This window comes from Leisingera caerulea DSM 24564 (genome assembly GCF_000473325.1).
Taxonomy (GTDB): Bacteria; Pseudomonadota; Alphaproteobacteria; order Rhodobacterales; family Rhodobacteraceae; genus Leisingera; species Leisingera caerulea.
Window position 1 is genome coordinate 1,847,785 of sequence record NZ_KI421513.1, and the last position, 26,198, is coordinate 1,873,982.

The window sequence follows — 26,198 nt, forward strand, 5'->3', positions numbered from 1 at the left end:
GGCGCAGGGGCAGGCACGGCGGAACGGTGCCGCCTGCCCGGCGGGACACGGGCAGCGCGGGATCAGAGTTCGCTGACAGCCACGTGCTTGATCTGGCCCCACTGGCTGTCCGCGGTCTTGGCGGTGCCGGCCACGTCCTCCAGGAAGGCGGCGCGGGTGGCGGCGTTCAGGAACAGGAACAGCTTGCCGTCATGCACCAGGTACTGGTCCGGGTCGCCGTCGAACTTCTTGCCGACTGACACGCCGTAAGAGCAGAAGCCGCCATGCTGCGGCAGGTATTTCGCCGGGTTGGCCTCGAACGCGGTCTTGTTCTCTTCCGAGGCAAAATAATACGACGCGCCGTCCACGGTGGCGGAGTAGGTGGCCATGCCCTCCACCGGGTTGCGGCTGTCCAGCAGCGCCACCAGGTCGACGCCATGCGCGCCCAGCGGCGCGCCGCCGGCGGAGATGCCGTTGGAGACGTTGACCTCGTCCGCGGCATAGGCGGGCGCGGCCAGCGCGGCTGAGATGGAGATCAGGGCGGTTGTCAGAAGCGTTTTCATGTTGGTCCTCATCGGGTTCAAGAGCGGGTTCAAGATGTCCGGGGCGGTCTGTGCGGCCCGGTGATCTGAAGCTAAGTCCGCAGCGCTGGACGTTTAATCTCCATCCGTTCCGGTGATCTTGCAGATCGTCCCGAATTTTCGGGCTGATCACTTGATGCGCCCTCACCCAACTGTGCATGGAGCCGCGGGCGGCAGCACATTAGCCTGAAAGACAGCGTCAATAGGGGAGGTGCCGTCATGGCCTGGCTGCGGACATTTGTGATTGCTTGCGTGTTGGCTGTGCCCGCGCTGGCGCAGGACACGGCACCAGAGCCGGAGCCGCCGATGACCTATGAACGGCTCGGGCGCATCCTGTTTGCCCTGGACGGCGGGGCGCAGCCGGTGGGGCCGGGCTTTCAGCTGACAATCGCCGGGGTGCCGGTGCTGGTGGTCACCGACCCGGCCGCGGACCGGATGCGGGCGATGGTGCCGCTGCGCCCTGCAGAGGAGCTGACGGCGGAGGAACTGATGCGGATGATGCAGGCCAATTTCGACTCCGCGCTGGATGCGCGCTATGCGGTGGCGCGGGGCCAGCTGTGGGCGGTGTTCATCCACCCGCTGTCGCCGCTGCAAAAGGATCAGCTGATCTCGGGCCTGGGGCAGACGGTGAACATCGCCCGCACCTACGGGACGCTCTACACCGGCGGGGCCCTGCAGTTCCGCGGCGGCGACAGCCCGGGGATTCAGCGGCAGCTGATCGAGGAGCTGCTGGAAAAAGGCGAGGAAATCTAGCCGGCTGACCTTAACCCGGCGGATCCTCGGGGGCGCGCACGATAGTACGAAATTCAGCCTGGTTTTCCGGCCCGATGATGAATTTCGTCACCTCTGAGCCGGAATAATATGCGCCAAGTCGGATATGGCGGCCTAAAGTCGCCTCAAACAGCTTGGAGAGCGCATATGACCAGCTTTCAGGACCGCCTGACCGCGCTGCGCCGGGACTTCCACCGGCACCCGGAGCTCGGCTTCCAGGAAAACCGCACCAAGGCCAGGGTGGCGGCGCACCTGCGCGGCCTGGGGCTGGAGGTGCATGAGGGTGCGGGTGTGGTCGGGCTACTGCGGGCCGGCACGGGCAACCGGGCCATCGGGCTGCGGGCCGATATGGATGCGCTGCCGATCAGCGAAACCTCTGCCCATGATTACGTCTCTGAAACGCCGGGCGTGATGCACGCCTGCGGCCATGACGGGCACATGGCCATGCTCTTGGGGGCCGCCGAACGGCTGGCAAAGGAGCAGGGGTTTGACGGCACCGTCGTGTTCCTCTTCCAGCCCAACGAGGAACACGGCCTGGGCGCGCAGGCAATGATTTCCGAGGGCGTGCTGGAGCGGTTCCCGATCGAGGAGGTCTATGCCATCCACAACTTGCCGGGCGCGCCGGTGGGGCAGGTCTCGACCCGGCCGGGGCAGATCTGCAGCAGCGAGAGCCTGTTTGAAATCGCGATCACGGGGCAGGGCGGCCATGCCTCGATGCCGCAGGCGGGGGTGGATGCCATCACTGTCGGCGCTGAAATGGTGCTGGCGCTGCAAACCATCGTCGCGCGCAAGCTGGCGCCGGGGGCGGGCGCGGTGGTGTCGGTGACCGAGTTCCTGACCGACGGCCAGCGCAACGTGCTGCCGGGCCATGCGGTGCTGAAGGGCGATGTGCGGGCGCGGGTGCCTCAGGATCGTGCGGCGGTGGAACGCTTCATGCGTCAGATCGCAGCCGGTGTCGCTGCCGCTCACGCAGTGCAGGTTGAGGTGAGCTTCAACACCGAGTTTATCGAAACCATCAACGCTGCAGGCCCCGCTGAGGCTGCCTGCCGCGCAGGCGAGGCCGCGGGCTGCGAGGTGATCCGTAACCGGCCGCCAATGAGCTTCTCCGAGGATTTCGCCCATTTCGCCAACGCCGTGCCCGGCTGCTTCCTGCTCTTGGGCAATGGCGGAGAGGGGCCGCACGGCCAGCCGCTGCATGCGGCGGATTATGATTTCAACGACGCTCTGCTGCCGATCGGCGCAGAGGTCTGGGTGCAGCTGGTGCGTGACCGGCTGCCAGCGGGAAAGGACTGACGATGCTTGAACAATTTGATGCTGCTCTGCGCCACACGGCAGGGAACCCGAAATCCGGCGAAGCGGCATTTGCCGTTTTGTCCGAACAGGACTTTGGTGATGCCCAAGCGGAGATCACCGCCTGGGAGGGGTATGAGGCAACACCGCTGGTCTCCCTGGCCGGGCTTGCCGCGCAGATCGGCGTGGGCCGGATCGACTACAAGCACGAGGGCCCGCGGTTCGGCCTCGGCAGTTTTAAGGCGCTGGGCGGATCTTATGCGGCGCTGCGGGTGCTGCAGCGGGAGCTGAGCCGCCAGCTGGGCCAGGATGTCAGCCTGGAGGAGATCCGCAAGGGCGCCCACAAGCATGCCTGCGCCGGGATCACGCTGGTTTCCGCCACCGATGGCAACCATGGCCGCTCGCTGGCCTGGGGCTGCCAGCGGTTCGGCGCGCCCTGCCGGATCTACATCCATGCCGAGGTCAGCGAGGGCCGCGCGGTGGCAATGCGCGAGCTGGGCGCCGAGGTGATCCGGATCGACGGCGACTATGACGCCTCGGTGCTGCTGGCCAAGGAAGAGGCGGAGGAAAACGGCTGGTTTGTGGTCTCCGACACTTCATGGGAAGGCTATACCGAGCCGCCGCGCGATGTGATGGCCGGCTACAGCGTGATGACGCGCGAGGCTTGCGAGGCGATGGAGCAGGCGCCGACCCATGTGTTCCTGCAGGGCGGCGTCGGCGGACTGGCAGCCTCGGTCGCGGCGGCTTTGCGGCAGTTTTATGGGGCCAAGGCGCCGCGGGTGGTGATTGTTGAGCCGGAACTGGCGGCCTGCCTGTTTGACAGCGCCAAGGCGGGCAAGGCGACCAATTTCGCCATCAAGGAAGAAACCATCATGGCGGGCCTTTCTTGCGGTGAGCCGTCTGAAATGGCCTGGGAGATTTTGGCCGAAGAAGCCACCGACTTTGTGACCATCCCGGACAGCATCGTGGCCCCGGCGGTGCGGCTGCTAGCCAATGGCGAAACCGGCGATCCCGTGGTGGAGGCCGGCGAAAGCGCGGTGGCAGGCCTGTCCGCGCTGATCGCGGCTTGCCAGTCGGCAGATATGAAGAAAACTCTGGGCTTGGATGAAAGCTCGCGCGTGCTGCTGATCGGCTCTGAGGGCGTCACAGACCCTGCGATCTATGCCGCGATCATGGAAGGGAAGGACCATGTCTGACGCGTCCGCACGCGGCTTCCCGGAGGCGGAATTTGCGGCCCGGACCGAAAAGGCGCAGGCGCTGATGGCGGCGCAGGGTCTGGAGGGGCTCTTGCTGCTGACGGAGCCGGAGGTGCGCTATTTCAGCGGCTTTCACACCCTGTTCTGGCAAAGCCCGACCCGGCCCTGGTTCTTGTTTGTGCCGCCTGCGGGCAAGCCGGTTGCCATCATCCCGGAGATCGGCGCCGACCTGATGCGCCGCACCTGGGTCGAGGACATCCGCACCTGGAGCGCACCCGCGCCGGAGGATGACGGTATCAGCCTGCTGACGGAGCTGCTGTCGCCGATGGCCTCCCGTGGCGGTTCCATCGGTCTGATGAAAGGCCATGAGACGTCGCTCAGAATGCCGCTGGGCGATTATGAGCGGCTGATGACGGGGCTGCCGGGGCTGAGGTTGGCGGATGCCACGCCGCTGGTGCGCAGTCTGCGAATGGTGAAATCCGCCGCCGAGATCGAAAAGCTGCGCCACATCTGCGCTATCGGCTCCCGCACCTTTGCACGGGTGCCGGAGATTGCGCATGAAGGCCAGCCGTTTGAGGACCTGTTCCGCGCCTTCCGGCGCGAGGCGCTGGCGCAGGGGGCGGACGATGTGCCCTATCTGGTGGGCGGCGCCGATCAGGGCGGCTACAGCGATGTGATCTCGCCGCCGACCGGCCGGCCCTTGCAGGCAGGCGATATTGTGATGCTGGACACCGGCGCCACATGGGACGGGTATTTTTGCGACTTCGACCGCAATTTTGCCATTGGCCGCGCCGACGACCTGTCGCGCCGCGCCTATGATGTGCTGTGGCGGGCAACCGAGGCCGGGATTGCTGCGGCCAAACCCGGAGCCACCTGCCGCGAGCTGTTCCAGGCGATGCAGTCGGTGATTGCCGAAATGGACGATCAGGGCGGCGACGTGGGCCGGCTGGGCCACGGGCTGGGGATGCAGCTGACCGAATGGCCCTCTCATGCTGCCTTTGACGGCACCGTGATCGAGGAAAACATGGTGCTGACGCTGGAACCCTCGCTGAGCTACGGCGATGGCCGGATCATGGTGCATGAGGAAAACATCGTCGTGCGGGCGGAGGGCGCTGAGCTGCTGACAACCCGGGCCGCCCCCGAACTGCCGGTGATCTGAAGGAGGGTATGGGCCATGAAACTCCCCTATGAGACGGACGCAGGCATCGGCACCCGCGCCACCTTGGGCGTGATCGTGCTGGAAACCGATCAGACGCTGGAGCCGGAGTTTGGCCGGATGATGGCGCAGGATGGGGTGGCTCTGTATCACAGCCGCATCCCGATGGTGCCCGAAGTCCGCCCGGAGACGCTGGCGCAGATGCAGGCGGATCTGCCGACCTCTGCACGGCTGTTTCCGTCCTCGCCGGACTTTGACGTGATCGGCTACGGCTGCACCTCGGCGGCAACGGTGATCGGCTCGGCCAAGGTGGCGGAGGCGGTGCAGACCGTGCTGCCCAGGGCCAAGGTGACCGACCCGCTGGCGGCGATCATCGCCGCAGGCCGGGCGCTGGGGGCTGCGCGGCTGGGGTTTGTCACGCCTTACCTGCCCGAGGTCTCGGCGCAGATGCGGCAGAAGCTGGAGGAGGCAGGGTTCGAAATCGCCGGTTTCGGCTCGTTCGAAGAGATGGACGACCGGGTGGTGGCGCGGATCACCGAGGCGGCGATTGCGGCAGCAGCCCAGCAGGTCGCCGCGGCCGGGGATTGCGATGCAATCGTGATCTCCTGCACCAACCTGCGCTGCCTGCGTGTGATCCCGGAAATCGAGGAGGCGACCGGGGTGCCGGTGCTGTCCAGCAATCAGGCGCTGGCCTGGCATATGCTGCGGCTGGCCGGGATCACCGACCCCCAGCCGCAATTCGGCAGGCTGTTTGCCCGGGGCTTGGAGGCCGGATAGATACAAGTTTACGGAATTTGCCAGCTGACAATCTGTGGCAAGCTGTCCCGCCGGGCAGCGCAGTCCGCGCTTGAAATCCGCGCGCGGATCGCCACAGTCAGCGGAGCTGAAACGAACTGAGCCTGCAAGGATTCCCGGATGCCTGCCACCCGTCCCGAGAACCACCCCGCAACCCGCAACGTCCTGTTCATCATCATCGACCAGCTGCGTGCGGATTGCGTGTTCGGCGCCATGGCAGACCATGTGGACCTGCCCAACATCCGCGCCTTCATGAAGGAGGCGGTGTCGTTCAAGCGGCATTTCTCGGTGACAAACCCCTGCGGGCCGTCGCGGGCCTCGATCCTGACCGGGCAGTACGCGATGAACCACCGCTCGGTGCGCAACGGCACGCCCTTGCGCCACGACACGCCGAACATCGCCACCGAGATGCGCAAGGCGGGCTACCTGCCGATGCTGTTCGGCTATACCGACACCTCGCAGGACCCGCGTGCCTTTGATGCCAATGATCCGGCGCTCAGGACCTATGAGTTCCCGATGAACGGGTTCCATGAGATGACCGAGATGCGGCTGGAGATGTCTTATCCGTGGCAGTCGCATCTGATGAACCGCGGCTATGAGTTCGAAAACTACTGGGACGTCTACAAGCCGGTTTCGCCCGATGGCGGCGCGCCGCGGCTGAACGATCCGGCGCTTTACGCGGCAGAGGACAGCGATACCGCGTTCCTCACCAACTCCTTCCTGGGCAAGATGAGGGCTTATCATAAGGAAAGCTGGTTTGCCCATCTGACCTACATCCGCCCGCATCCGCCTTTGGTGGCGCCGGCGCCGTATAACACCATGTACGATCCGGCCTCGCTGCCGCTGCCGCAGCGGCTGGACACGCCGGAGCAGGAAGGCGCGCAGCATCCGTTCTTTGACCCGGCGCTGCGCAGCAGCACCGCCGCGGGTTTTGTCGAGGGGTTTCCGGATCTGGAGCCGACGGATGACACCATCCGCACCTTGCGCGCGGTTTACTTGGGGCTGGCCACCGAGGTGGATCATCATGTCGGGCGGGTGATCAGGTTCCTCAAGGATACCGGCCAGTATGACAGTACCATGGTGGTCATCACCGCCGACCACGGCGAGATGCTGGGCGACCGGCACGCCTGGGGCAAGATGACGGTCTATGACGCCGCCTATCACACGCCGCTGATCATCCGGATGCCGGGAAATGAGGACAATGCCGGGGCCTGCCTCACTCAGATCACCGAGTCCATCGACGTGGCGCCGACCATTCTCGACTGGGTGGGGCAGGAGATCCCGAATTCCATGGACGGCCGCTCGCTGTTGCCGCTGTTGCGCGGGGACGTGCCGCAGGACTGGCGGCAGTATTCGTTCTCGGAGCTGGATTTCTCCGAACCGTTGAAGCCGACGCTGTGGCAGGAGGCGCTGGGCACTTCGCCGAGCGACAGCAGCCTGGGGATCCTGCGGGACGGGCGCTATACCCTGGTGGAATTCGCCGCCGATCTGCCGCCGATGCTGTTTGATGCAGACGGGCAGGGGGAGCTGGAAAACGTGGCCGGGCGGCCGGAGTATGCCGCGGAGCTGAACCGGCTGACACGGCTGATGCTGCGGCACCGGATGAAGAACATGGACCACACGCTGTCGCTGATGTCGATCACAGCCGGCGGGGCGAGGGGCGTTTCCCGGTTCTAGGCGCAGCCTCGCCCGGCGCAGGCGCGGCAGGCACTGGTGGAGTAGGTCAAGGCCCGGTCCTGACTGGAAGCCGGGCCTTGCGCGGTTCAAAGGGTCAGATGAACCAGTCTTCGGTCAGCTGATCGCTTGAGTTGATCCCTTTCAGCCAGGCGATCTGCAGCGGATCGCTGCCGCCTTCGCCGTCGGCGTCATATTGCAGCCAGACGTCCTTGGTGCTGCTCAGGCTCAGGCTGCCGCTGGACAGGGCATCTTCCAGGTTTGTGTCCAGCTCCAGCAGCAGGCCGCCGATGTCCAGCGCATCGCCGTCGCTGAGCTTGAAGTCGCGCAGGGTGTCGCCCGCGTCTTCGGTAGAGGCAAAGACAAACACGTCCGCATCGCCGCCGCCTTTCAGGATATCGGCCCCGGCGCCGCCTTCCAGACGGTCGCTGCCGGCGCTGCCGTCAAGCAGGTCGTCGCCGCTGCCGCCGCGGATATCGTCATCGCCGGCTCCACCCTTGACTTTATCTGCGTCCGCACCAGCCTGGATCGTGTCATTGCCGTCGCCGCCATTGATCTTGTCAGCGCCCGCGCCGGTCTCGATGGTGTCGTCGCCGTTGCCGCCCTTGACGTTGTCGCTGCCGCTGCCGCTGGTGATCACATCATTGCCGTCGCCACCGTCCAGCTTGTTGTCGCCGTCGCCGGCCGAAAGGGTGTCATCCCCGAGACCGCCCTTGATCTTGTCACTGCCGCTGCCGCTGGTGATCACGTCGTTGCCGTCGTCGCCGGAAACCTTGTTGTCACCGTCTCCGGCCGCAATCGTGTCGTTGCCTTCGCCGCCCTTGACCCGGTCCTTGCCGCTGCCGCCGCTGATCGAGTCGTGGCCGCTGCCGCCATCGGTCTTGTTGTCCCCGTCGCCGGCGGCAATTGTGTCGTTTCCTTCGCTGCCTTTGAACTGGTCCTTTTCGCTGCCGCCGGTGATCGAGTCATCGCCCAGGCCGCCATCCGCCCGGTTGCGGCCCTCGCCGGCAGAGAGAGTGTCATTGCCTTCGCCGCCTTGCAGCCGGTCCTTGCCGCTGCCGGTGGCAATGGCATCATCGCCAAGACCTCCGTCCATCCGGTTATTGCCGTCGCCGCCGTCCAGGCTGTCGTTGCCGTCGCCGCCGTAGATTTTATCGTTTCCGGCGCCTGCCAGAACGGTGTCGTCGCCTTCCTCACCGTACAGCTGGTTCTTGCCGTCACCGCCGTCCAGGCTGTCACCTCCCAGGCCGCCGAGCAAAATGTCGTTGCCGGTGCCGCCGGTCAGGGTGTCGTCGCCGTCCAGGCCGAACAGCTGGTCGTTGCCGTCATTGCCTTCGATCCGGTTGGCAGCGCTGTTGCCGTAGCCCCTGTCGGAGGCGCTGCCCAGGATCATGTTCTCGATCTCAGAGCCCTCACTGACCGTCAGCGACTTGGAACCGATGGTCCCGGAGACACCGCTTTGCAGGTTGATGGATGCCTTCAGCGTCACGGCGCTCAGATCCAGGGTGTCGGTGCCGCCGTTGGTGTCGGTGACGGTGCCCAGCAGGCTGGTCCAGTACGGTACAAAACTGTCGGTGTAGGTGTAGGTGTTGTCGATAACCTCCGGCGTGGGATCCGGATCCGGCGTCGGTTCCGGGTCCGGGGTGGGCTCCGGGTCGGGGTCCGGGGTTGCGGAGGTGTTGATAATCTCTGCCGGATCGGCGCTTGCATCCACACCGGTCAGGAACACCAGAAGCGTGCTGCTGCCGTTATAGGAAATCTTCAGCCAGGAGCCGCCGCTGCCGGCCTGAAGCGAGACGACACCGTCGCCTGCGGCATCGGTGCCGGTATAGCCGATCTCCTGCAGCAGGGCGGAAACATCGACCCGGTCTCCGGCGGCAAGGTCGAAGTCGGCAATCGAGTCGCCGGACTCGCCCAGCTCGCGGTAGACAAAACGGTCGGCGCCAGCACCGCCCGTCAGGTAATCCGCGCCCGTTCCGCCGATCAGCGTGTCGTTGCCCTCGCCTGCCGAGATCTGGTCGTTGCCGCCGCCGCTTTCCAGAACGTTGGCCGCTGCGTTGCCGGTGATCGTGTCAATGCCGGCGCCGGTGATGGCGTTTTCGATGACGGTGCCGCTGGCGATGGAGAAGTTGCCGGTCTTGCCGTTGAGGCTGGAGAAGGTGCCCGCGTTCAGGTTCAAGGTCTGATTATAGCCGCGCGAGCCCAGGTCGATGACGTCGGTGCCGCCGCTGTCGACAATCGCCACCGCCCAGCCGCCGTTCAGATCCATGCCGAAACGCCCGGTGGTCTGGCCGTCGCCATAGGTGGTGTCGCCGGTTTCGACGTTTACAGGTGTGCCATACAGATGGTGAACCGCAGCGATGTCGGCCAGCTGGGCCGTTGCCAGATAGGCAAAGGAGGCATCGACGGCGGTGTTTTCGGACTGGCTGAAGTAGGACATGATCGACATTTGCCAGCTGTCATTGGCGAAATGCGCGTCGGAGCCATAGCTGGCGCTGCCGTTGTAATTGCCGGTGTGGCCCAGGCCCAGGGCGTGGCCGATCTCATGAATATAGGTCTGCAAGTAGTAGTTGCCGTACGCGGACCAGCCGTCGTCCACGTTGATGTGCGAGCTGAGAATGGTGCCGTTGCTGACGGAGGAGCTGGCGTAGGCGCCGGAGTTGTTGTCGTCAAAGGTGATCTGGGCGCTGCCGGTGGTCTCGGCAAACTCGATCCCGGTCAGTGCGGTCCAGCTTTCCAGCGCCTTGCGGGCCGTCTCCTTGCCGGTTGTGTTCAGCCCGCTGAGGTTGACCGTCAGCTGCCCGCCGCTTTGCACATCAAAGGAGCGCTGGGTGCGGCCGGTATCCTCCCAGAAACCCTGGTAGAGATACTGGGCGATCTGGTCGACCGTATAGGTCGGCTTGCCGCTGGCATCACCGCCGGTGCCGGTGCCGCTGCTGTCGGTGACTTCGGGAATTCTGTGATTGGCTTGACCGCAATATTCACACATTACCTAGCTCCAGATTAAATCTTTGATTTACAGGGGGAATTTTGTTTGCCCGACCAGATGGCCGGCAAAGTCCGCAATGCTGTCCGCAGTCAGTTGACCATCCATGACCGACTGTTCGATGGCTGGACCCTGGCCGGTCCGGCCGTCGCGGTGCTGCCACTCCAGATAACCTGAGATCCAGTCCGCGGCCCGGGATTGCGCGACATAGCGCAGGGTCAGATCGGCCGGGCCGGCCTGACCGTCCGCAGCGGACATTTCCGCACCGGGAAATCTTTGGCTCAACGCGCCGGCCAATGCGTCGCACAGGGGCTGCTGCAGGGCTTTGCCGCATTGCAGCTGAATGGTCTGCGCCGGGCCGCCAAGCGCGGCGGAGCCGGTGACCAGCAGCCAGATCACGGCAGAGCAGCCGGATAAGTTTCCAGGTGAAATCATAAGGGATGTGCTCGCTCAGACGGTTGAAGGATCAGGTTCAGTCCCGCGCCGTTCTGGCTGCAACTTCAGGTCTAGCGGTGGATTCGGGCGAAATAACGGTCGCGAACCGGGCAACATTTAGACGGCGTTAACCGGTGTTAACCCTTTGCTAATCCGGGCTGTACGGAAGCGTCTTTCCGCTTGGATCAGGATTTGCTGTTGCAAGTCATTCTCAATTTCATTGACAGTTGAGAATGATTTGCAATAACGATGCAACAAAGACATCTTCAAAACGGAGAATCGGATGTTCCCCAACCTGCTCAAGACAGTTTCCGCCGCCGCTGTTGCGGCCGTTGCTGCCAGTGCTGCCATGGCTGAAGACAAAATGAAGGTGGTCACCACCTTCACCGTGCTGGCTGACATGGCTGCGAATGTGGCAGGCGATGCGGCCGAGGTCGTCTCAGTCACCAAGCCGGGGGCGGAGATCCACGGCTATGAGCCGACACCGCGCGATATCGTGCGCGCGTCCGATGCCGACCTGATCCTGTGGAACGGCATGAACCTGGAGCTGTGGTTCGAACAGTTCCTGTCCAACATGCAGGATGTGCCCTCGGTGACCCTGACCGATGGCATCGACCCGATCCCGATCGCGGCCGGCTCCTACGAGGGCAAGCCCAATCCGCACGCCTGGATGGGCCTGGATAACGCGCTGATCTACATCGACAACATCGTCGAGGCCTTTGCCGAGCACGACCCGGAAAACGCCGCCGTCTATGTGAAGAACGCGGGCGAGTACAAAGACAAGCTGCGCGCCACCATCGAGCCGCTGCGCCGCGCCATTGCGGAGATCCCCGAGGACAAGCGCTGGCTGGTGACCTGCGAGGGTGCCTTCAGCTATCTGGCGCGGGATTTCGGCATGAAAGAACTGTACCTGTGGCCGATGAATGCCGATCAGGTCGGCACCCCGCAGCAGGTGCGCGGTGTGATCGACGGCGTGCGCGCCAACGACATCCCGGTGGTGTTCTGCGAAAGCACCGTCAACACCGCCCCGGCGGAGCAGGTCGCCCGCGAAACCGGCGTCGCCTATGGCGGGGAACTGTACGTCGACTCCCTCAGCGAGGCGGACGGCCCGGTGCCGACCTATCTGGATCTGCTCAAGGTCACCTCTCAGACCGTGGCCCGCGGTTTGACCGAAGTGACCAACTGAGAACGCTTTTCTTCATATCAAAGGGCCCCGCAGCGCAAGTTGCGGGGCGTTTCATTTCACAAAGCACAATTTCTGTGTGTAACTCTGCAGGACAGCCCAATGCTTGATGCCAGCGAGACCCACATCATGGATACCAGCGCCGCGCCCGCGGACGGCGGGATTGCCGCCAAGAACGTCACGGTGACCTACCGCAACGGCCATACCGCGCTGTGGAATGCCAGCTTTGGCATTCCCCGCGGCACCGTCACGGCGCTGGTCGGCGTGAACGGTGCGGGCAAGTCGACCCTGTTCAAGGCGATCATGGGGTTCGTCCCGGCCGCGCAGGGTGAAATCCGCATTCTCGGCATGACCGTCAAGGAGGCGCTGCGCAAGAACCTGGTGGCCTATGTGCCGCAGTCGGAGGAGGTCGATTGGGCCTTCCCGGTGCTGGTCGAGGACGTGGTGATGATGGGCCGCTACGGCCACATGGGATTTCTGCGCCGTCCCAAGGCGGCCGACCACGAGGCGGTCGATCAGGCACTGAGCCGCGTGAACATGCAGGATTTCCGCCACCGCCAGATCGGCGAGCTGTCCGGCGGCCAGCGCAAGCGGGTGTTCCTGGCCCGCGCGCTGGCGCAGGACGGGCAAGTGATCCTGCTGGACGAGCCCTTCACCGGCGTCGACGTGAAGACCGAAGAACAGATCATTGCCCTGTTGCGCGAGCTGCGCGACGAAGGCCGGGTGATGCTGGTCTCCACTCACAACCTGGGCAGCGTTCCGGAGTTCTGCGACCGCACCGTGCTGGTCAAGGGAACCGTGCTTGGGTACGGGCCGACAGAGACCACCTTTACCCGCGAAAACCTTGAACACGCCTTTGGCGGCGTTCTGCGCCACTTCACCCTGGGCGGCCAGGCGCTGCATGACGACGGCGACACCCGCGAGGTCACCATTCTGACCGACGATGAGCGCCCCTTTGTCCAATACGGCGAAAAGACCCAGACCAGCGAAAAGCGCGGCGAGGACGGGAGCAAGCCGTGATGGAATACCTGCTGGAGCCGTTCACCTACGGCTATATGACCAATGCGATGTGGGTTTCGGCGCTGGTGGGCGGCGTCTGCGCTTTCCTGTCGGCCTATCTGATGCTCAAAGGCTGGTCGCTGATCGGCGATGCGCTTTCGCACTCGGTGGTGCCGGGGGTTGCGGGGGCCTACATGCTGGGCCTGCCTTTTGCGCTGGGCGCCTTTATTGCCGGCGGTCTGGCGGCGGGGGCGATGCTGTTCCTGTCGGAGCGCTCAGGATTGAAGGTGGACGTGATCATCGGATTGATCTTCACCTCCTTCTTCGGGCTTGGGTTGTTCATCGTGTCGATCAGCCCGATGTCGGTGTCGGTCCAGACCATCACCATGGGCAATATCCTGGCGATCACGCCGGAGGACACGCTGCAGCTGGCGATCATCGGCTTTGTGTCGCTGGCGGTGCTGCTGGCCAAGTGGAAGGACCTGATGGTCACCTTCTTTGACGAAAACCACGCCCGCACCATCGGGCTGCGTCCCGGGCTGCTGAAGGCGGTGTTCTTTGTGCTGCTGTCGGCCTCGGTTGTGGCGGCGATGCAGACCGTCGGCGCGTTTCTGGTGATCGCCATGGTAGTGACGCCCGGCGCGACGGCGTATCTGCTGTGCGACCGCTTCCCGCGGCTGATCATGGTGTCGGTGCTGATCGGCGCGGCCACCAGCTTCTTTGGGGCCTATGCCAGCTATTTCCTGGACGGCGCCACCGGCGGCATCATCGTGACGCTGCAGACGCTGATCTTTCTGGTGGTGTTTGTCTTCGCCCCGAAGCACGGGCTGCTGGCGGCCAAGCGCAAGGCGCGCGAGGCGCTGAAGCGCGGCCCCGCCGCACAACAGGAGGCCGTGTGATGGATCTCGATACGCTGCTGATGCCGTTCCAGTTCGCGTTCATGCAGAACGCTTTTCTGATCTCGCTGATTGTCTCGGTGCCGACGGCGCTCTTGTCCTGCTTTCTGGTGATGAAGGGCTGGGCCCTGATGGGCGATGCGGTCAGCCACGCGGTGCTGCCGGGGATCGTGCTGGCCTATGTGCTGGGCTTCCCGCTGATCATCGGCGCCTTTGCCGCCGGTATGCTGTGTGCGGTGGCAACGGGCTTCTTGGCCGGCAACAGCCGGGTCAAGCAGGATACCGTGATGGGGGTGGTCTTCTCCGGCATGTTCGGCCTGGGCATCGTGATGTATGTGGGGCTGGAGACCAACGCCCACCTCGATCACATCCTGTTCGGCAACATGCTGGGGGTGGAGCCGGATGAGCTGTGGACCGCTGGTATCATCTCGCTGGTGGTCGGCGGGGCGCTGGTGCTGAAGTGGAAGGATCTGCTGCTGCACAGCTTTGACCCGGCGCAGGCGCAGGCCTGCGGCCTGCCGGTCACGGTGCTGCACTACGGCCTGCTGGCGGCGCTGTCGCTGACTATTGTGGCCACGCTTAAGGCGGCCGGGCTGATCCTGGCGATCGGCCTGCTGATCGCCCCCGGTGCCATCGCGTTCCTGGTTGTGCGCAAGTTCAGCACCATGCTGCGGGTCGCGGTTCTGGTCTGCATGTTCTCGATGCTGGCGGGCACCTATGCCAGCTTCTTCCTCGACAGCGCGCCGGCGCCGACCATCGTGCTGATCCTGACGGCGCTGTTTGTGCTGGCCTTTGTGCGGCGGCTGTATCTGACCCGCAAGACCTCGATGCAACGCGCCAAGGAGACCGCCGGAACCGCGTGAGTCATGCGGGTCCGGGCCGGGCCATGTCCAGCAGCCACTGCCGCACCAGTTCGGCGTTGGGAACCAGGTCCTGGGTCTTGGACCACACCAGATAGAACCCCGATCCAGTGGTCCAGGACCATTCCTTGCGCGCGGCCAGCAGGCCCTGTTTGATCAGCGGCTCGGTCACGTGCTGCCAGCCGAAGGCAAAGCCTTCGCCCGCGATCGCGGCCTGCAGCACCAGCGCATAGTCGTTGAGGCGCAGGCCCGCGGCGGGCAGGCGGCCGGTGACCCCGAAATGCGCGAACCACTGCTGCCAGCTGGGCCGTTCGCGGATCGGTTCCTCCAGGTGGATCAGCCGTTCATGCAGCAGGTTCGGCACGGTTGCCAGATTGACCGCCGAGGCCATCACCCGCGGGCTGGCCACCGGAAAGATCACCTCCGGCGCAATCAGGGCTGAATGGCAGTCCGGCCAATTGCCATCGCCGCGGCGCACTGCCAGCGAAATGCCTTCGGTATTGATGTCCGGCTCCCGGTCTGAGCTTTGCAGCCGCAGGTCGATATCGGGGTGCGCCTCATGCAGCTGGGCCAGCCGTGGCATCACCCAGTAGTATGCAAAGGCGGAGGAGCAGTTGAGCGTGACATGGTCATTGCGCCCGAACTGCCGCACCGCCTTGGCGGAGGAGAGGATGTCCGCCAGCGCTTTGGAGACATCGGTGTAAAGCCGCATACCCGCCCCCGTCAGCTCCACCTTGCGGTGGCCGCGGCGGAACAAAATAACGCCCAAAGACGCTTCCATCTGCTTGATCGCCGCACTGACGGCGGGCTGCTGCACGTTCAGCTCCTCTGACGCGCGGGTGAACGAGCCGTGCCGTGCGGCGGCCTCGAAGACAATCAGATGGCGGGGGCTGGTGAGGAGCTTCCACAGATCTTGCATAACTGTGTGTTATCCAAACCATCAGAATTTTCAACCGTCACAACGCAGCACGCTGCTTTTATCGTGGCGCAGATTTTGAAGACTGGAGACCCCCATGGCCCGACGCGCCCGCGCATCCCGCGACAGAAACACCGCCCCGGCGGGTGCCCCTGCCTCGCCCTTTATCCAGCGCACGCTGCCGTTTTTCGACGTGCTGGACGAGGATAAACTGGCCCGGCTGGAGGCGCAGGTGGACTGGATTTTCGAAGATGTGGGCATCGCCTTCCGCGACGACCCGGAGGCGCTCAGGATCTGGAAAGAGGCCGGTGCGCGGATTGACGGCGATACGGTCCGGGCCGATGCGCAGTGGATCCGCGCTCTGTGCGCCAAGGCGCCGCGGGCGTTCACCCAGCTGGCCCGCAATCCAGCGCGGTCGGTCACCATTGGCGGCAACAACCAGGTGTTTGCCCCGATCTATGGCGCGCCGTTTGTGCGGGATCTGGAGGACGGGCGGCGCTATGGCGATATGGCGGCGTTCGAGAAGCTGGTGAAGCTTACCTATATGCATCCGAACCTGCATCACGGCGGGTTTGTGATCTGCGAGCCCTGCGACGTGCCGGTGAGCAAGCGCCATTTCGACATGCTGTTTGCCCATATGACGCTGAGCGACAAACCGCATCTGGGCGCCATCACCGAGATGTCCCGCGCGCAGGACAGTGTCGACATGGCGGAGATCGTCTTTGGCAGCGACGTCATGGACGAGAACTGCGTGATCATGGGCAATGTGAACACCAATTCGCCGCTGCTGGTGGACAAGGTGGTGACGGAAGCGGTGCGCACCTATTCCGCCCGCGGCCAGGGGATGATTGTTGTGCCCTTCATCCTGACCGGTGCAATGGGGCCGGTTTCCACCGCGGCGTCGGTTGCGCAGGCGATGGCGGAGGCGATGATGGTCTGCGCCTTCACCCAGCTGGTGCGCCCCGGCGCGCCGTTTGTGCTGGGCAACTTCCTGTCGTCGATGTCGCTGAAATCCGGCGCGCCGACATTCGGGATGCCGGAGCCGGTGGTTTCGAACTATGCCATCGGCCAGCTGGCGCGCCGGGCCGGGCTGCCCTTGCGCTGCGGCGGGTCGCTGACCGCGTCCAAGATCGAAGATGCGCAGGCGGCCTATGAAAGCGCCGACTCGATGCATTCCACCATGCTGGCCGGTGCCAACTATGTGCTTCATTCGGCGGGCTGGCTGGAGGGCGGCCTGTGCACCGGGTTCGAGAAGCTGATCATGGATGCGGACCGGCTGGGGTCGTATCAGAAGGTGCTAAGTCAGGGGCTGGATACCAGCGACGAGGCCTTTGCCCGCGACGCTTACGCCGAGGTGGAGCCGGGCGGGCACTTCCTGGGCTCGGGCCACACCATGCGCAACTATCAGACCGCGTTTTATGAGCCGAAGCTGAGCGACAGCGAAAACGTTGAGAGCTGGGAGGAAGGCGGCTCCAAGGACATGCGCCAGCGCGCCTATGAGCGCTGGAACCAGATGCTGAACGAGTATGTGGCGCCGCCGATGGATGAGGCGGTGAAAGAGGAACTGGCCGCCTATGTTGCCCGCCGCAAGGAGGAGATCCCGGATGCGTGGTACTGAGGTAAGAAACTCTTCACCCATTTCTCCAGCTTATGCAGGATGTGCCGGATTGCCCCGGCACCCCCTGTGCACCCCCCGTACACCCCCTGTGCACCCCCTGGGTGCCGTTTGCCGTAATTCCCGCGCTTTGCCCCAGACCTGAGGACAAACCCATGTCAGACAATTTTGCCCAATCGACGCTCAACATCCACAAGGAGGAGAGCACCGGCGACAAGAAGCTGCCGAGCCACGCCAAGGCGGTGATCATCGGCGGCGGTGTGGTTGGCTGCTCGATCCTGTTCCACCTGGCCAAGTTCGGCTGGAAGGATGTGGTGCTGCTGGAACGTGACGAGCTGACCTCCGGCTCCTCCTGGCACGCGGCGGGGCAGATCCATACCATCAGCTCGGACCCGAACATCTCGCGGCTGCAGTCCTACACGATCGACCTCTATAAGGAGATCGAGGAGACCTCGGGCCATTCGGTGGGCCTTCACATCACCGGCGGGTTTTATCTGGCGTCGAACAAGACCTGGTACGACTACCTGAAGCGGGAACGCTCCAAGGCGCGTTACATGGGTCTGAACCAGGAATTCATCAGCCCCAAGGAAGTGGCCGAGCGGCACCCGCTGATCGACCCGAAGCATTACCACGCGGCGCTGTGGGATGATCAGGACGGCGATCTGGACCCGTCGGGCGCGACCTATGCCTTTGCCAAATCCGCTAAGGTGCATGGCGCGCAGTATTTCACCCATACGCCGGTGACCGGCACCACTCAGCGCGCCGATGGCAGCTGGGACGTGACCACCCCGCGCGGGGTGATCAATGCAGAGCATATCGTGAACTGCGGCGGTCTGTGGGCGCGGGAAGTCGGCCACATGCAGGGCATCAACCTGCCGGTGCAGCCGATGGAGCACCATTACCTGATCACCGACAAAATCGACGCGGTGGCCAACCACCCGACCCGCTTGCCGGCCGGGATCGACTATGAGGCGAACATCTATTTCCGGCAGGAGCGGCAGGGGATGCTGCTGGGAACCTATGAGCCGAAGGGGACGCCTTGGAAAGTGGGCGGCACGCCGTGGGACTTCGGGCATGAGCTGCTGCAGCCGGATCTGGACCGGATTGCCGACCGTCTGGAGATGTCGTTTGAACGCATCCCCGCCATCGGCGAGGCGGGCATCAAAGACATGATCAACGGGCCGTTCACATTCGGCCCCGACGGCAACCCGATGATCGGGCCGGTGCCGGGCATGAAGAATTACTGGTGCGCCGTCGGTGTCATGGCGGGCTTCTGCCAGGGCGGCGGTGTGGGCCTGACCATGGCGGAGTGGATGATCGACGGCGAGCCGTCCATCGACGTCTGGGCGATGGATGTGGCGCGGTTCGGCGAGTTTGCGACCCCCGACTGGGGCACGGTGAAGTCGACCGAGAACTACGAGCGCCGGTTTGTGATGACCTTCCCGAACGAGACGCTGCCGAAGGGGCGGATGCAGAAGACCACCGCCCTCTATGACCGCTTGGTCGCCAAGGGCGCGCGGATGGGTCAGGGCTTTGGCCTGGAGAACGCGCTGTGGTTTGCGGATGGCCCCGAGGATGCGCATGAGGAGCCGACATTCGAGCGCAACCGCAGCCACGATTATGTGGCGCGCGAGGTCAAGGCGGTGCGCGAGGCCGTGGGCGGCATCGAGGTTGCCAACTTTGCCAAACATGAGTTCAAGGGCGCGGGCGCGCGGGCCTATCTGGACCGGGTGCTGGCGGGCTACGTTCCGAAACCGGGCCGCCTGACGCTGACGCCGATGCTGACGCCGAAGGGCAAGCTTTACGGGGATCTGACCGTGGCCTGCCTGGGCGAGGAGCATTTCATGCTGTTCGGCTCCGGCGCGATGCAGGAGGCGCACCGCCGCTGGTTTGAGAAGGATCTGCCGGAGGATGTGACCTATCAGAATGTCTCCGACGACTGGCACGGCATTGCGCTGTCGGGTCCGAAATCGCGGCAGTTGCTGCAGCGGATCACCCGCGAGGATGTGTCGGGTGAGGCGTTCAAGTTCCGCGATCTGCGCCAGACCTTTGTGGGCGGCGTGCCGGTGATCCTGAACCGGATCAGCTTCTCCGGCGAGCTGGGCTATGAGATCTACTGCAAACCGCAGTACCTGCTGCGCCTGGCGGAGGCGATCGAGGAAGCGGGTGCGGACCTGGGATACCGCTGGTACGGGGCGCGAGCGCTGATGTCGATGCGTCTGGAGAAGGCCTGGGGCGTCTGGACCCTGGACTTCCGCCCCGATTTCGACGCGGTGGAAAGCGGCATGGATGTCTTCATCAACTGGAAGAAGGATTTCGTGGGCAAGGAGGCTGCGCTGAAGGCCCGCGAGGCCGGTCCGAGCCGCAAGCTGGTCACCATGACCATCGACGTGGACGGCATTGATGTGTCGAACGACGAGGCGATCCTGAAGGATGGCGAGGCGGTTGGCTACATCTCCTCGGGCGGCTATGCGCATCACGCAAAGACGTCGATGGCGATGGGCTATGTCTCGGCAGAGCACGCGGCGGCGGGCACCAGGCTGCAGGTGGAGATCCTGGGCGAGATGTATGACGCCGAGGTGCTGGGCGCGCCGATCTATGACGCCAACGGCGCCAACATGCGCGCCTGAGCCGGGCAGGGGAGCGGCAGCCATGACCAAACCCATGCGGACACTCCCCGAGGCGGTGCAGGCCGAACCGGCCTGCCGCTGCATCTTCCTGCTGCTGCCGACCTTCTCGCCGCTGGACCTGTCGAGCGCGGTGGCGGCGCTGGAGGCGGCGAACGCACATGACGGGACTGCGCGCTATGCGTGGCGCGTGGTCAGCGAGGACGGCCTGGCCGTCACCGCCCCCAACGGGTTGCGCGTGGCGGTGGACGGCGGCCTGCCGGAGCTGGCACGCGGCGACATGATCTTTGTCTGCGGCGGCCAGGGGCAGGAGCCGGGCATCTCGCTGAAGGTGCTGGGCTGGCTGAGGAAGGCGCAGCGCATGGGTGCGGCACTGGGCGCGCTGGGCGGCGGCGTGCTGGCGCTGGCACGCTCCGGCCTGCTGGCAGGGCGCGAAGTTTCCGCCCATTGGGCGCTGCGGGCGATCCTGGCGGAGGCGCATCCGGATGTGGAGGTCAGGAACTCGCTGTTCACCATGGAAGCCAAGCTGATCACCTGCGCCGGCGGCACAGCCACGGTCGATATGATGCTGAACCTGATCTCGGAGCATCACGGCGCCGCCGTGGCAACCGGGGCGGCGGATCTGATGGTCTGTTCCTCTGCCCGCAAGGGGAGTCAGGATCAGACGGTTTCCGAATACGGCCGGACGGGCGTGCGGCACGAGAAACTGGCCACTGCGCTCAGCCTGATGCGCAGCAACCTGGAGGAGCCGCTGACGCCGGGCGGCATTGCCGATCTGGTCGGGCTGTCGGTGCGGCAGCTGGAGCGGCTGTTCTCCAAGTACCTGCAGACCACGCCGAAGGTCTATTACACAAAGCTGCGGCTGGACTATGCGCGCAGCCTGCTGTTGCAGACCAATATGCGGATCATCGATATTGCGCTGGCGTCGGGGTTCAACAGCCAGACCCATTTTGCCAAGGTTTACCGCCGCTATACCGGTAAGCCGCCGCATCAGGAGCGGCCGTTTTAGGCGGACCCTTGCGAGCGTGCCGGGCTGTGGGCCAGCCCGGCGGCGAGGACACGCAGGGGTGTCAGAGTCCGAGGTCGCTGAGGCCCGGGTGGTCTGCCGGGCGCGGGCCCTGCGGCCAGTGGAACAGGCGCTCGTCCTCAGTGATCTCCAGATCGTTGATCGAGGCGAAGCGGTGCGCCATGCGGCCGTCTTCGGCAAACTCCCAGTTCTCGTTGCCGTAGGAGCGGTACCACTGCCCGGATGCAACGTGCCACTCGTAGGCGTAGCGCACGGCGATGCGGTTGCCGTCAAAGGCCCAGAGCTCCTTGATCAGCCGGTATTCCAGTTCACGGTTCCATTTGCCGGCCAGAAATGCCTGCACGGCATCGCGGCCCTGAGGGAAATCGGTGCGGTTACGCCATTTGGTGTCCAAAGTGTAGGCTTGGGCGACGGCCTCGGGATTGCGGCTGTTCCAGCCATCTTCGGCGGCGCGGACCTTGGCAATGGCAGTGTCGCGGGTGAAGGGCGGCAGCGGGGGGCGGGGAGCTTCTGTCATGTTTATTTACCGATCTGTCAATGTTGTTTCGGTAAAGTGAACAGATCGGTCAATGGATTCAAGGCAGAGTCGCAATTCCTGCCGCACAGATGTGTGAACGGATTGGGTTCCGCGAAAATATCCATCAGTTTCAGATTGTTAGATTGACCTCGATAGTATCTGCAGTGTTAACTGATCGGTGCATAAACTGTCCCGCTGGAGGTGTCATGCGGCCTAACAAACGTGACGAGCTGATCCGAAGAGCCTTGGATCTGTTTTACGGAAACGGGTTTCACGCCACCGGGATGGATCTGGTGGCGGCGGAGACCGGGGTGTCGAAAACCTCGATCTATAAGCACTTCCGCTCCAAGGAGGAGCTGATCCTGGCGGTGCTTCGGCTGAGGGACGAGGATTTCCGCAGTTGGCTGTACGGGCGGCTGGAGGCACGGGCCGATACACCGCGCGGCCAGCTGGAGGCGCTGTTCGATGTGCTGGAGGAATGGTTCGGGCAGCCCGGGTTTCAGGGCTGCATGTTCATCAAGGCCAGTGCCGAGTACCAGTCGCCGGAGGATCCGATCAATGTGCAGTCGGCAGAGCACAAGCGGCTGTTGCAGGAGCATTTCGCGCGCCTGGCGGCCGAGGCCGGCGCCCGGGAGCCGGACACCCTGGCGCGTCAGCTGATGGTGCTGAAAGAGGGCGCGATTGTGCTGGCCGCCCTGACCCACGGCAGCGCCCCGGCGCGCGATGCCCGCACAGCGGCCGCGGCGCTGATCGAGCAGGCAATCGCCTAGCATTCAGGCGGTTTGCCGGCCCTTACGCAACACTTGCCCTGCCTGCGCGTCAGGGCGCGCTGGCCGGGATGGCGGCTGCCGCCGCGATCCTGTACTCTCGGGGGCAGAAACGCCAACGGAGTACGGGCCGAATGACCCCATTTTCCATCGCGGGCATCCAAATGCATGTGGACGCGCTGCATTCGAATGTCGACGCAATGATTCACCGGATCGACGTGCTGATGGCGCGCTTTCCCTGGACACAGATGGCCGTGTTCAGCGAGCTGGCGCCCTATGGCCCGCTGACCAAATTCGCGCAGCCGCTGCACAACGAGGCGATTGAGCGCTTTTGCGCCGCTGCGGTGAAACACGGGATCTGGGTGGTGCCCGGCTCGATGTTCGAGGTGGCGGAGTCCGGCAAGATCCACAACACCTCCTCGGTCATCAATCCGCAGGGCGAGGTGGTCGCGGTCTACCGCAAGATGTTCCCGTTCCGCCCGTATGAGCAGGGCGTCGAAGCCGGCACGGAATTCTGCGTGTTCGACATTCCGGAGGTGGGCCGGTTCGGCTTGTCGATCTGCTATGACATCTGGTTCCCGGAAACCACCCGCCAGCTGACCAGCCAGGGGGTCGAGGTGCTGCTGCATCCGGTGCTGACCGGGACCGCGGACCGGGATGCCGAACTGTCCATTGCCCGCGCCACCGCAGCGCAGTTCCAGTGTTATGTCGTCGACGTGAACGGGCTGGGCGCCGGCGGGGTCGGGCAATCCTGTATCATCGACCCGTCCGCCACGGTGCTGCACCAGTCGGGCCGGCACGAGGACATGTTCCCGCTGGAACTGGATCTGGATCAGGTGCGCCGCCAGCGCGAGGTCGGCCTGAAGGGGCTGGGCCAGGTGCTGAAAAGCTTCCGCGACCGGGAGGCGGATTTTCCCGTCTACGACCGTTCCAGCGGTGCGGATGCTTACCTGCATACGCTTGGGCCGCTGGAGATCCCGGTGCAGGGCTCGCAGGCGGGCCTGAACGCCCGCGCGCCGGGCGACGACGCAAACGGGTTTGCCGAATTGCATCCGATACACTACGCTGAAAGAAAAGCAGGCGGTTGATCAGTCTCATTTCTTAGTAGCCAGAGCCCTTTGATCTCCCGTTGATAACCAGGATGGGAGGTGCATATGCAAGTAATGGGCGACTATTACTCCGCGATCCAGCTGCGTCACGACCAATGGACAACGCTGAGAGAAGTAACCGAAGCCCTGGCCAGTGCCCGAAAACCGAAACGTGAAGCAGCGCTCGTGACAAATGTCCGGGCGCTGTTTGATTTACTGGCTCCGATTGAGACTTATTGGGCCTTCCCCGGCGTGCAGGCGTTTGAACAGATGCGGCGCCAGTTCGAGCACGGGAATTACGCCGATGTGGCCTTTTCCGTCCAGCGCGTGTGCCGGGCCTTGTCCACCGGCGCCTACCGGCGGCGGCATGTGCCGCTGGACCGCGACTCGGCCGATGCGGACGAGCATGAGGATGAGGTGATCCAGCCGCCCGAGGCGCGGGCCCTGGCCAAGCCCTATTTCGAAGTGCTGGTGGTCGACAACGTCAACGAGCACCAGGAGCGCTGGCTGCACAGCAACTTCAAGAAGATGCGCCGCCCGGAAGACCCGTTTCACTATGAAACCGTGGTGGTGCCCAGCCTGCAGGACGCGCTGATCGGGATCCTGTTCAACTATAATATTCAGGCCATTGTGGTGCGGCCGGGCCTCAAGTTCGACTCGCAAATGGAGATGTCGCTGCTGACCCGCTACCTGGACTGGGCCGGCGGCACCCAGGGGATCGAGGCGGTCCGTTCGCTTGACCACGGGCCGGCGCTGTGCCGGCTGGTGGCGAATGTCCGGCCCGAACTGGACGCCTATCTGGTCACCGACCGTTCGGTCGAGGAGATCGCGGGCCATGATCTGGGGATCTGCCGCCGGGTCTTTTACAACCAGGAAGACTTTATGGAGCTGCACCTCAATATCCTGAGGGGGGTGCAGGCGCGCTATAAGACGCCGTTTTTCACGGCGCTGGTCGAGTATTCCAAACAGCCCACGGGCGTTTTCCACGCGATGCCGATCAGCCGCGGCAAGTCGGTCTCGCGCAGCCATTGGATTCAGGACATGGGGGCGTTTTACGGTTCCAACATTTTCCTGGCGGAGACCTCCGCCACCTCCGGCGGGCTGGACAGCCTGCTGGAGCCGCACGGGCCCATCAAGCAGGCGCAGGAACAGGCCAGCCGGGCGTTCGGGTCGAAGCAGACGTTCTTTGCCACCAACGGCACCTCCACCTGCAACAAGATCGTGGTGCAGGCGCTGGTGCGGCCCGGCGATATCGTGCTGGTGGACCGCGACTGCCACAAATCGCACCACTACGGGCTGGTGCTGGCGGGGGCGCAGGTGGTCTATCTCGACAGCTACCCGCTGCATGAATACTCGATGTACGGCGCGGTGCCGCTGCGCGAGATCAAGCACATGCTGCTGCACCTCAAGGCGCAGGGCAAGCTGAACCGGGTGCGGATGCTCTTGCTGACCAACTGCACCTTTGACGGCATCGTCTACAACGTCGAGCGGATGATGGAGGAATGCCTGGCGATCAAGCCGGACCTGATCTTCCTGTGGGACGAGGCCTGGTTCGCCTTTGCCCGGTTCAGCCCGCTGTACCGGCAGCGGACCGCGATGAACGCCGCCAATGTGCTGCGCGAGCGGCTGCGCAGCGACGCCCATGCCAAGGCCTGGGAGGAGCAGCAGAAACAGCTGAAGGACGCCAGCGAGGAGGATTGGCTGAACACCCGGCTGCTGCCGCCGCCGGATGCGCGGGTGCGGGTCTATGCCACCCAGTCGACGCACAAGACGCTGACCTCGCTGCGGCAGGGGTCGATGATCCACGTCAACGATCAGGATTTCAAAGGCGAAGTGGAGGTGAGTTTCCACGAGGCCTATATGACCCACACCTCGACGTCGCCGAACTACCAGATCATTGCCTCGCTTGATGTCGGGCGGCGGCAGGTCGAACTGGAGGGCTTCGAATTCGTGCATCGCCAGGTTGAGGCGGCGATGGCCATGCGGCGGGCGATCATGACGCATCCGCGGCTGAGCAAGTATTTCCGGATCCTGACCGCTGCGGACATGATCCCAATCGAGCATCGTCAAAGCGGCCTGGAAAGCTATTACGATCCGCAGCGCGGCTGGACCGACGTTTGGGACAGCCTGGTGCATGACGAATTTGTGCTGGACCCGACCCGGGTGACGCTGGCGGTGGGCGGCACCGGCTGGGATGGCGACACGTTCAAGACCGAGATCCTGATGGATAAATACGGAATCCAGATCAACAAGACCTCGCGCAATACGGTGCTGTTCATGACCAACATCGGCACCACGCGGTCCTCGGTGGCCTATCTGATCGAGGTTCTGGTGGAGATTGCCACCGGTCTGGACGAATTGCTGGATGACGCCTCGATAATGGAGCGGCGCGGGTTCGAAAAGCGGGTTTCGAACCTGATGCACGACCTGCCGCCGCTGCCCGATTTCAGCCGCTTCCACGACGCCTTCCGCTCTGCCCCGGAAACGCCCGAGGGCGATATCCGTTCGGCGTTTTTCCTCAGCTACGAGGAAAACAACTGCGACTATCTGGAACTGGACGGGTCGATCAGGGCGGCGATGGAAAGCGGCCAGGAGGTGGTGTCAGCCTCGTTCATCATTCCCTATCCGCCGGGATTTCCGATCTTGGTGCCGGGGCAGGTGGTGAGCCAGGAGATCCTGGCGTTTATGCGGGCCTTGGACGTGAGCGAGATCCACGGCTACCGGGCCGACCTGGGGCTGCGCGTGTTCACGCAGGAGGCCCTGAAACAGCAGGCCAAGGCCAATGAAGCGCGGCTGAAGCTGAACGCGGCCCGGCACAAGATATTCTGAAGGGAGAAATG

21 protein-coding genes are annotated in these 26,198 nt (G+C 64.2%); 16 read left to right on the forward strand and 5 right to left on the reverse strand.

The genetic code is table 11. From position 1 onward, the window contains the following. Nucleotides 1–62 precede the first annotated feature (62 nt). Nucleotides 63–542 carry a YHS domain-containing (seleno)protein gene (locus CAER_RS0116225; protein ID WP_027236357.1) on the reverse strand — a complete coding sequence of 160 codons (480 nt, stop codon included), beginning with the start codon at nucleotides 540–542 and terminating at the stop codon, nucleotides 63–65. Between the two features lie 237 nt (nucleotides 543–779). Between CAER_RS0116225 and CAER_RS0116230 the strand changes: the two genes are divergently transcribed. The 6 genes from CAER_RS0116230 (at nucleotide 780) to CAER_RS0116255 (ending at nucleotide 7,445) form a co-directional block, all read left to right on the forward strand. Further along, nucleotides 780–1,313 carry a polysaccharide deacetylase family protein gene (locus CAER_RS0116230; protein WP_027236358.1) on the forward strand — a complete coding sequence of 178 codons (534 nt, stop codon included), beginning with the start codon at nucleotides 780–782 and terminating at the stop codon, nucleotides 1,311–1,313. A 165-nt stretch (nucleotides 1,314–1,478) separates the two neighbouring features. Then, nucleotides 1,479–2,624, forward strand: coding sequence for an amidohydrolase (locus CAER_RS0116235; protein ID WP_027236359.1), 1,146 nt, complete (start codon nucleotides 1,479–1,481; stop codon nucleotides 2,622–2,624). 2 nt (nucleotides 2,625–2,626) lie between these two features. Next, nucleotides 2,627–3,817 carry a diaminopropionate ammonia-lyase gene (locus tag CAER_RS0116240; RefSeq protein WP_027236360.1) on the forward strand — a complete coding sequence of 397 codons (1,191 nt, stop codon included), beginning with the start codon at nucleotides 2,627–2,629 and terminating at the stop codon, nucleotides 3,815–3,817. Then, the gene (locus CAER_RS0116245) at nucleotides 3,810–4,976 is read left to right on the forward strand and encodes a M24 family metallopeptidase (RefSeq protein ID WP_027236361.1); all 1,167 of its coding nucleotides are present in this window, start codon (nucleotides 3,810–3,812) and stop codon (nucleotides 4,974–4,976) included. Before CAER_RS0116240 ends, CAER_RS0116245 begins: the two co-directional genes overlap by 8 nt. A gap of 15 nt (nucleotides 4,977–4,991) precedes the next feature. Next, nucleotides 4,992–5,750, forward strand: coding sequence for a maleate cis-trans isomerase family protein (locus CAER_RS0116250; RefSeq protein ID WP_027236362.1), 759 nt, complete (start codon nucleotides 4,992–4,994; stop codon nucleotides 5,748–5,750). 138 nt (nucleotides 5,751–5,888) lie between these two features. Next, nucleotides 5,889–7,445 carry an alkaline phosphatase family protein gene (locus tag CAER_RS0116255; protein WP_051357792.1) on the forward strand — a complete coding sequence of 519 codons (1,557 nt, stop codon included), beginning with the start codon at nucleotides 5,889–5,891 and terminating at the stop codon, nucleotides 7,443–7,445. Nucleotides 7,446–7,539: 94 nt separating this feature from the next. Here the strand turns inward: CAER_RS0116255 and CAER_RS28925 are convergent, their stop codons facing one another. After that, nucleotides 7,540–10,431, reverse strand: coding sequence for a M10 family metallopeptidase (locus CAER_RS28925; protein WP_051357793.1), 2,892 nt, complete (start codon nucleotides 10,429–10,431; stop codon nucleotides 7,540–7,542). A gap of 27 nt (nucleotides 10,432–10,458) precedes the next feature. Then, nucleotides 10,459–10,827: a hypothetical protein gene (locus tag CAER_RS0116265; RefSeq protein ID WP_027236364.1), complete on the reverse strand. Its 369-nt coding sequence runs from the start codon at nucleotides 10,825–10,827 to the stop codon at nucleotides 10,459–10,461. Nucleotides 10,828–11,146: 319 nt separating this feature from the next. Between CAER_RS0116265 and CAER_RS0116270 the strand changes: the two genes are divergently transcribed. The 4 genes from CAER_RS0116270 to CAER_RS0116285 all read left to right on the forward strand — a co-directional run bounded on the left by CAER_RS0116270 (nucleotide 11,147) and on the right by CAER_RS0116285 (nucleotide 14,804). Then, complete coding sequence (locus CAER_RS0116270; RefSeq protein ID WP_027236365.1) at nucleotides 11,147–12,049, forward strand: metal ABC transporter substrate-binding protein; 903 nt, start codon at nucleotides 11,147–11,149, stop codon at nucleotides 12,047–12,049. Between the two features lie 99 nt (nucleotides 12,050–12,148). Next, the gene (locus tag CAER_RS0116275; protein ID WP_027236366.1) at nucleotides 12,149–13,066 is read left to right on the forward strand and encodes a manganese/iron ABC transporter ATP-binding protein; all 918 of its coding nucleotides are present in this window, start codon (nucleotides 12,149–12,151) and stop codon (nucleotides 13,064–13,066) included. Beyond that, a complete protein-coding gene (locus CAER_RS0116280; protein ID WP_027236367.1) occupies nucleotides 13,066–13,944 on the forward strand; it encodes a metal ABC transporter permease in 879 nt (292 codons plus the stop codon). Before CAER_RS0116275 ends, CAER_RS0116280 begins: the two co-directional genes overlap by 1 nt. Further along, nucleotides 13,944–14,804, forward strand: coding sequence for a metal ABC transporter permease (locus tag CAER_RS0116285; protein WP_036797355.1), 861 nt, complete (start codon nucleotides 13,944–13,946; stop codon nucleotides 14,802–14,804). Before CAER_RS0116280 ends, CAER_RS0116285 begins: the two co-directional genes overlap by 1 nt. Before the next feature lies 1 nt (nucleotide 14,805). Here CAER_RS0116285 and CAER_RS0116290 read toward each other — a convergent pair whose 3' ends face one another. Next, complete coding sequence (locus CAER_RS0116290) at nucleotides 14,806–15,720, reverse strand: LysR substrate-binding domain-containing protein (RefSeq protein WP_027236369.1); 915 nt, start codon at nucleotides 15,718–15,720, stop codon at nucleotides 14,806–14,808. Nucleotides 15,721–15,814: 94 nt separating this feature from the next. Here CAER_RS0116290 and CAER_RS0116295 point away from each other — a divergent pair, with 94 nt between their 5' ends. From CAER_RS0116295 to CAER_RS0116305, 3 genes are all read left to right on the forward strand, one after another. After that, complete coding sequence (locus CAER_RS0116295) at nucleotides 15,815–17,335, forward strand: trimethylamine methyltransferase family protein (protein ID WP_027236370.1); 1,521 nt, start codon at nucleotides 15,815–15,817, stop codon at nucleotides 17,333–17,335. Nucleotides 17,336–17,487: 152 nt separating this feature from the next. Beyond that, a complete protein-coding gene (locus CAER_RS0116300; protein ID WP_036797358.1) occupies nucleotides 17,488–19,962 on the forward strand; it encodes a GcvT family protein in 2,475 nt (824 codons plus the stop codon). Nucleotides 19,963–19,984: 22 nt separating this feature from the next. Next, nucleotides 19,985–20,968, forward strand: coding sequence for a GlxA family transcriptional regulator (locus tag CAER_RS0116305; RefSeq protein WP_051357794.1), 984 nt, complete (start codon nucleotides 19,985–19,987; stop codon nucleotides 20,966–20,968). A gap of 61 nt (nucleotides 20,969–21,029) precedes the next feature. Here the strand turns inward: CAER_RS0116305 and CAER_RS0116310 are convergent, their stop codons facing one another. Beyond that, nucleotides 21,030–21,503, reverse strand: coding sequence for a nuclear transport factor 2 family protein (locus tag CAER_RS0116310; RefSeq protein ID WP_027236373.1), 474 nt, complete (start codon nucleotides 21,501–21,503; stop codon nucleotides 21,030–21,032). Nucleotides 21,504–21,709: 206 nt separating this feature from the next. Between CAER_RS0116310 and CAER_RS0116315 the strand changes: the two genes are divergently transcribed. The 3 genes from CAER_RS0116315 (at nucleotide 21,710) to CAER_RS28095 (ending at nucleotide 26,187) form a co-directional block, all read left to right on the forward strand. Then, nucleotides 21,710–22,273 carry a TetR/AcrR family transcriptional regulator gene (locus CAER_RS0116315; RefSeq protein WP_027236374.1) on the forward strand — a complete coding sequence of 188 codons (564 nt, stop codon included), beginning with the start codon at nucleotides 21,710–21,712 and terminating at the stop codon, nucleotides 22,271–22,273. Nucleotides 22,274–22,404: 131 nt separating this feature from the next. Then, nucleotides 22,405–23,358 carry a carbon-nitrogen hydrolase family protein gene (locus tag CAER_RS0116320; RefSeq protein ID WP_027236375.1) on the forward strand — a complete coding sequence of 318 codons (954 nt, stop codon included), beginning with the start codon at nucleotides 22,405–22,407 and terminating at the stop codon, nucleotides 23,356–23,358. A gap of 66 nt (nucleotides 23,359–23,424) precedes the next feature. Then, the gene (locus tag CAER_RS28095; protein ID WP_036797360.1) at nucleotides 23,425–26,187 is read left to right on the forward strand and encodes an aminotransferase class I/II-fold pyridoxal phosphate-dependent enzyme; all 2,763 of its coding nucleotides are present in this window, start codon (nucleotides 23,425–23,427) and stop codon (nucleotides 26,185–26,187) included. Nucleotides 26,188–26,198 lie beyond the last annotated feature (11 nt).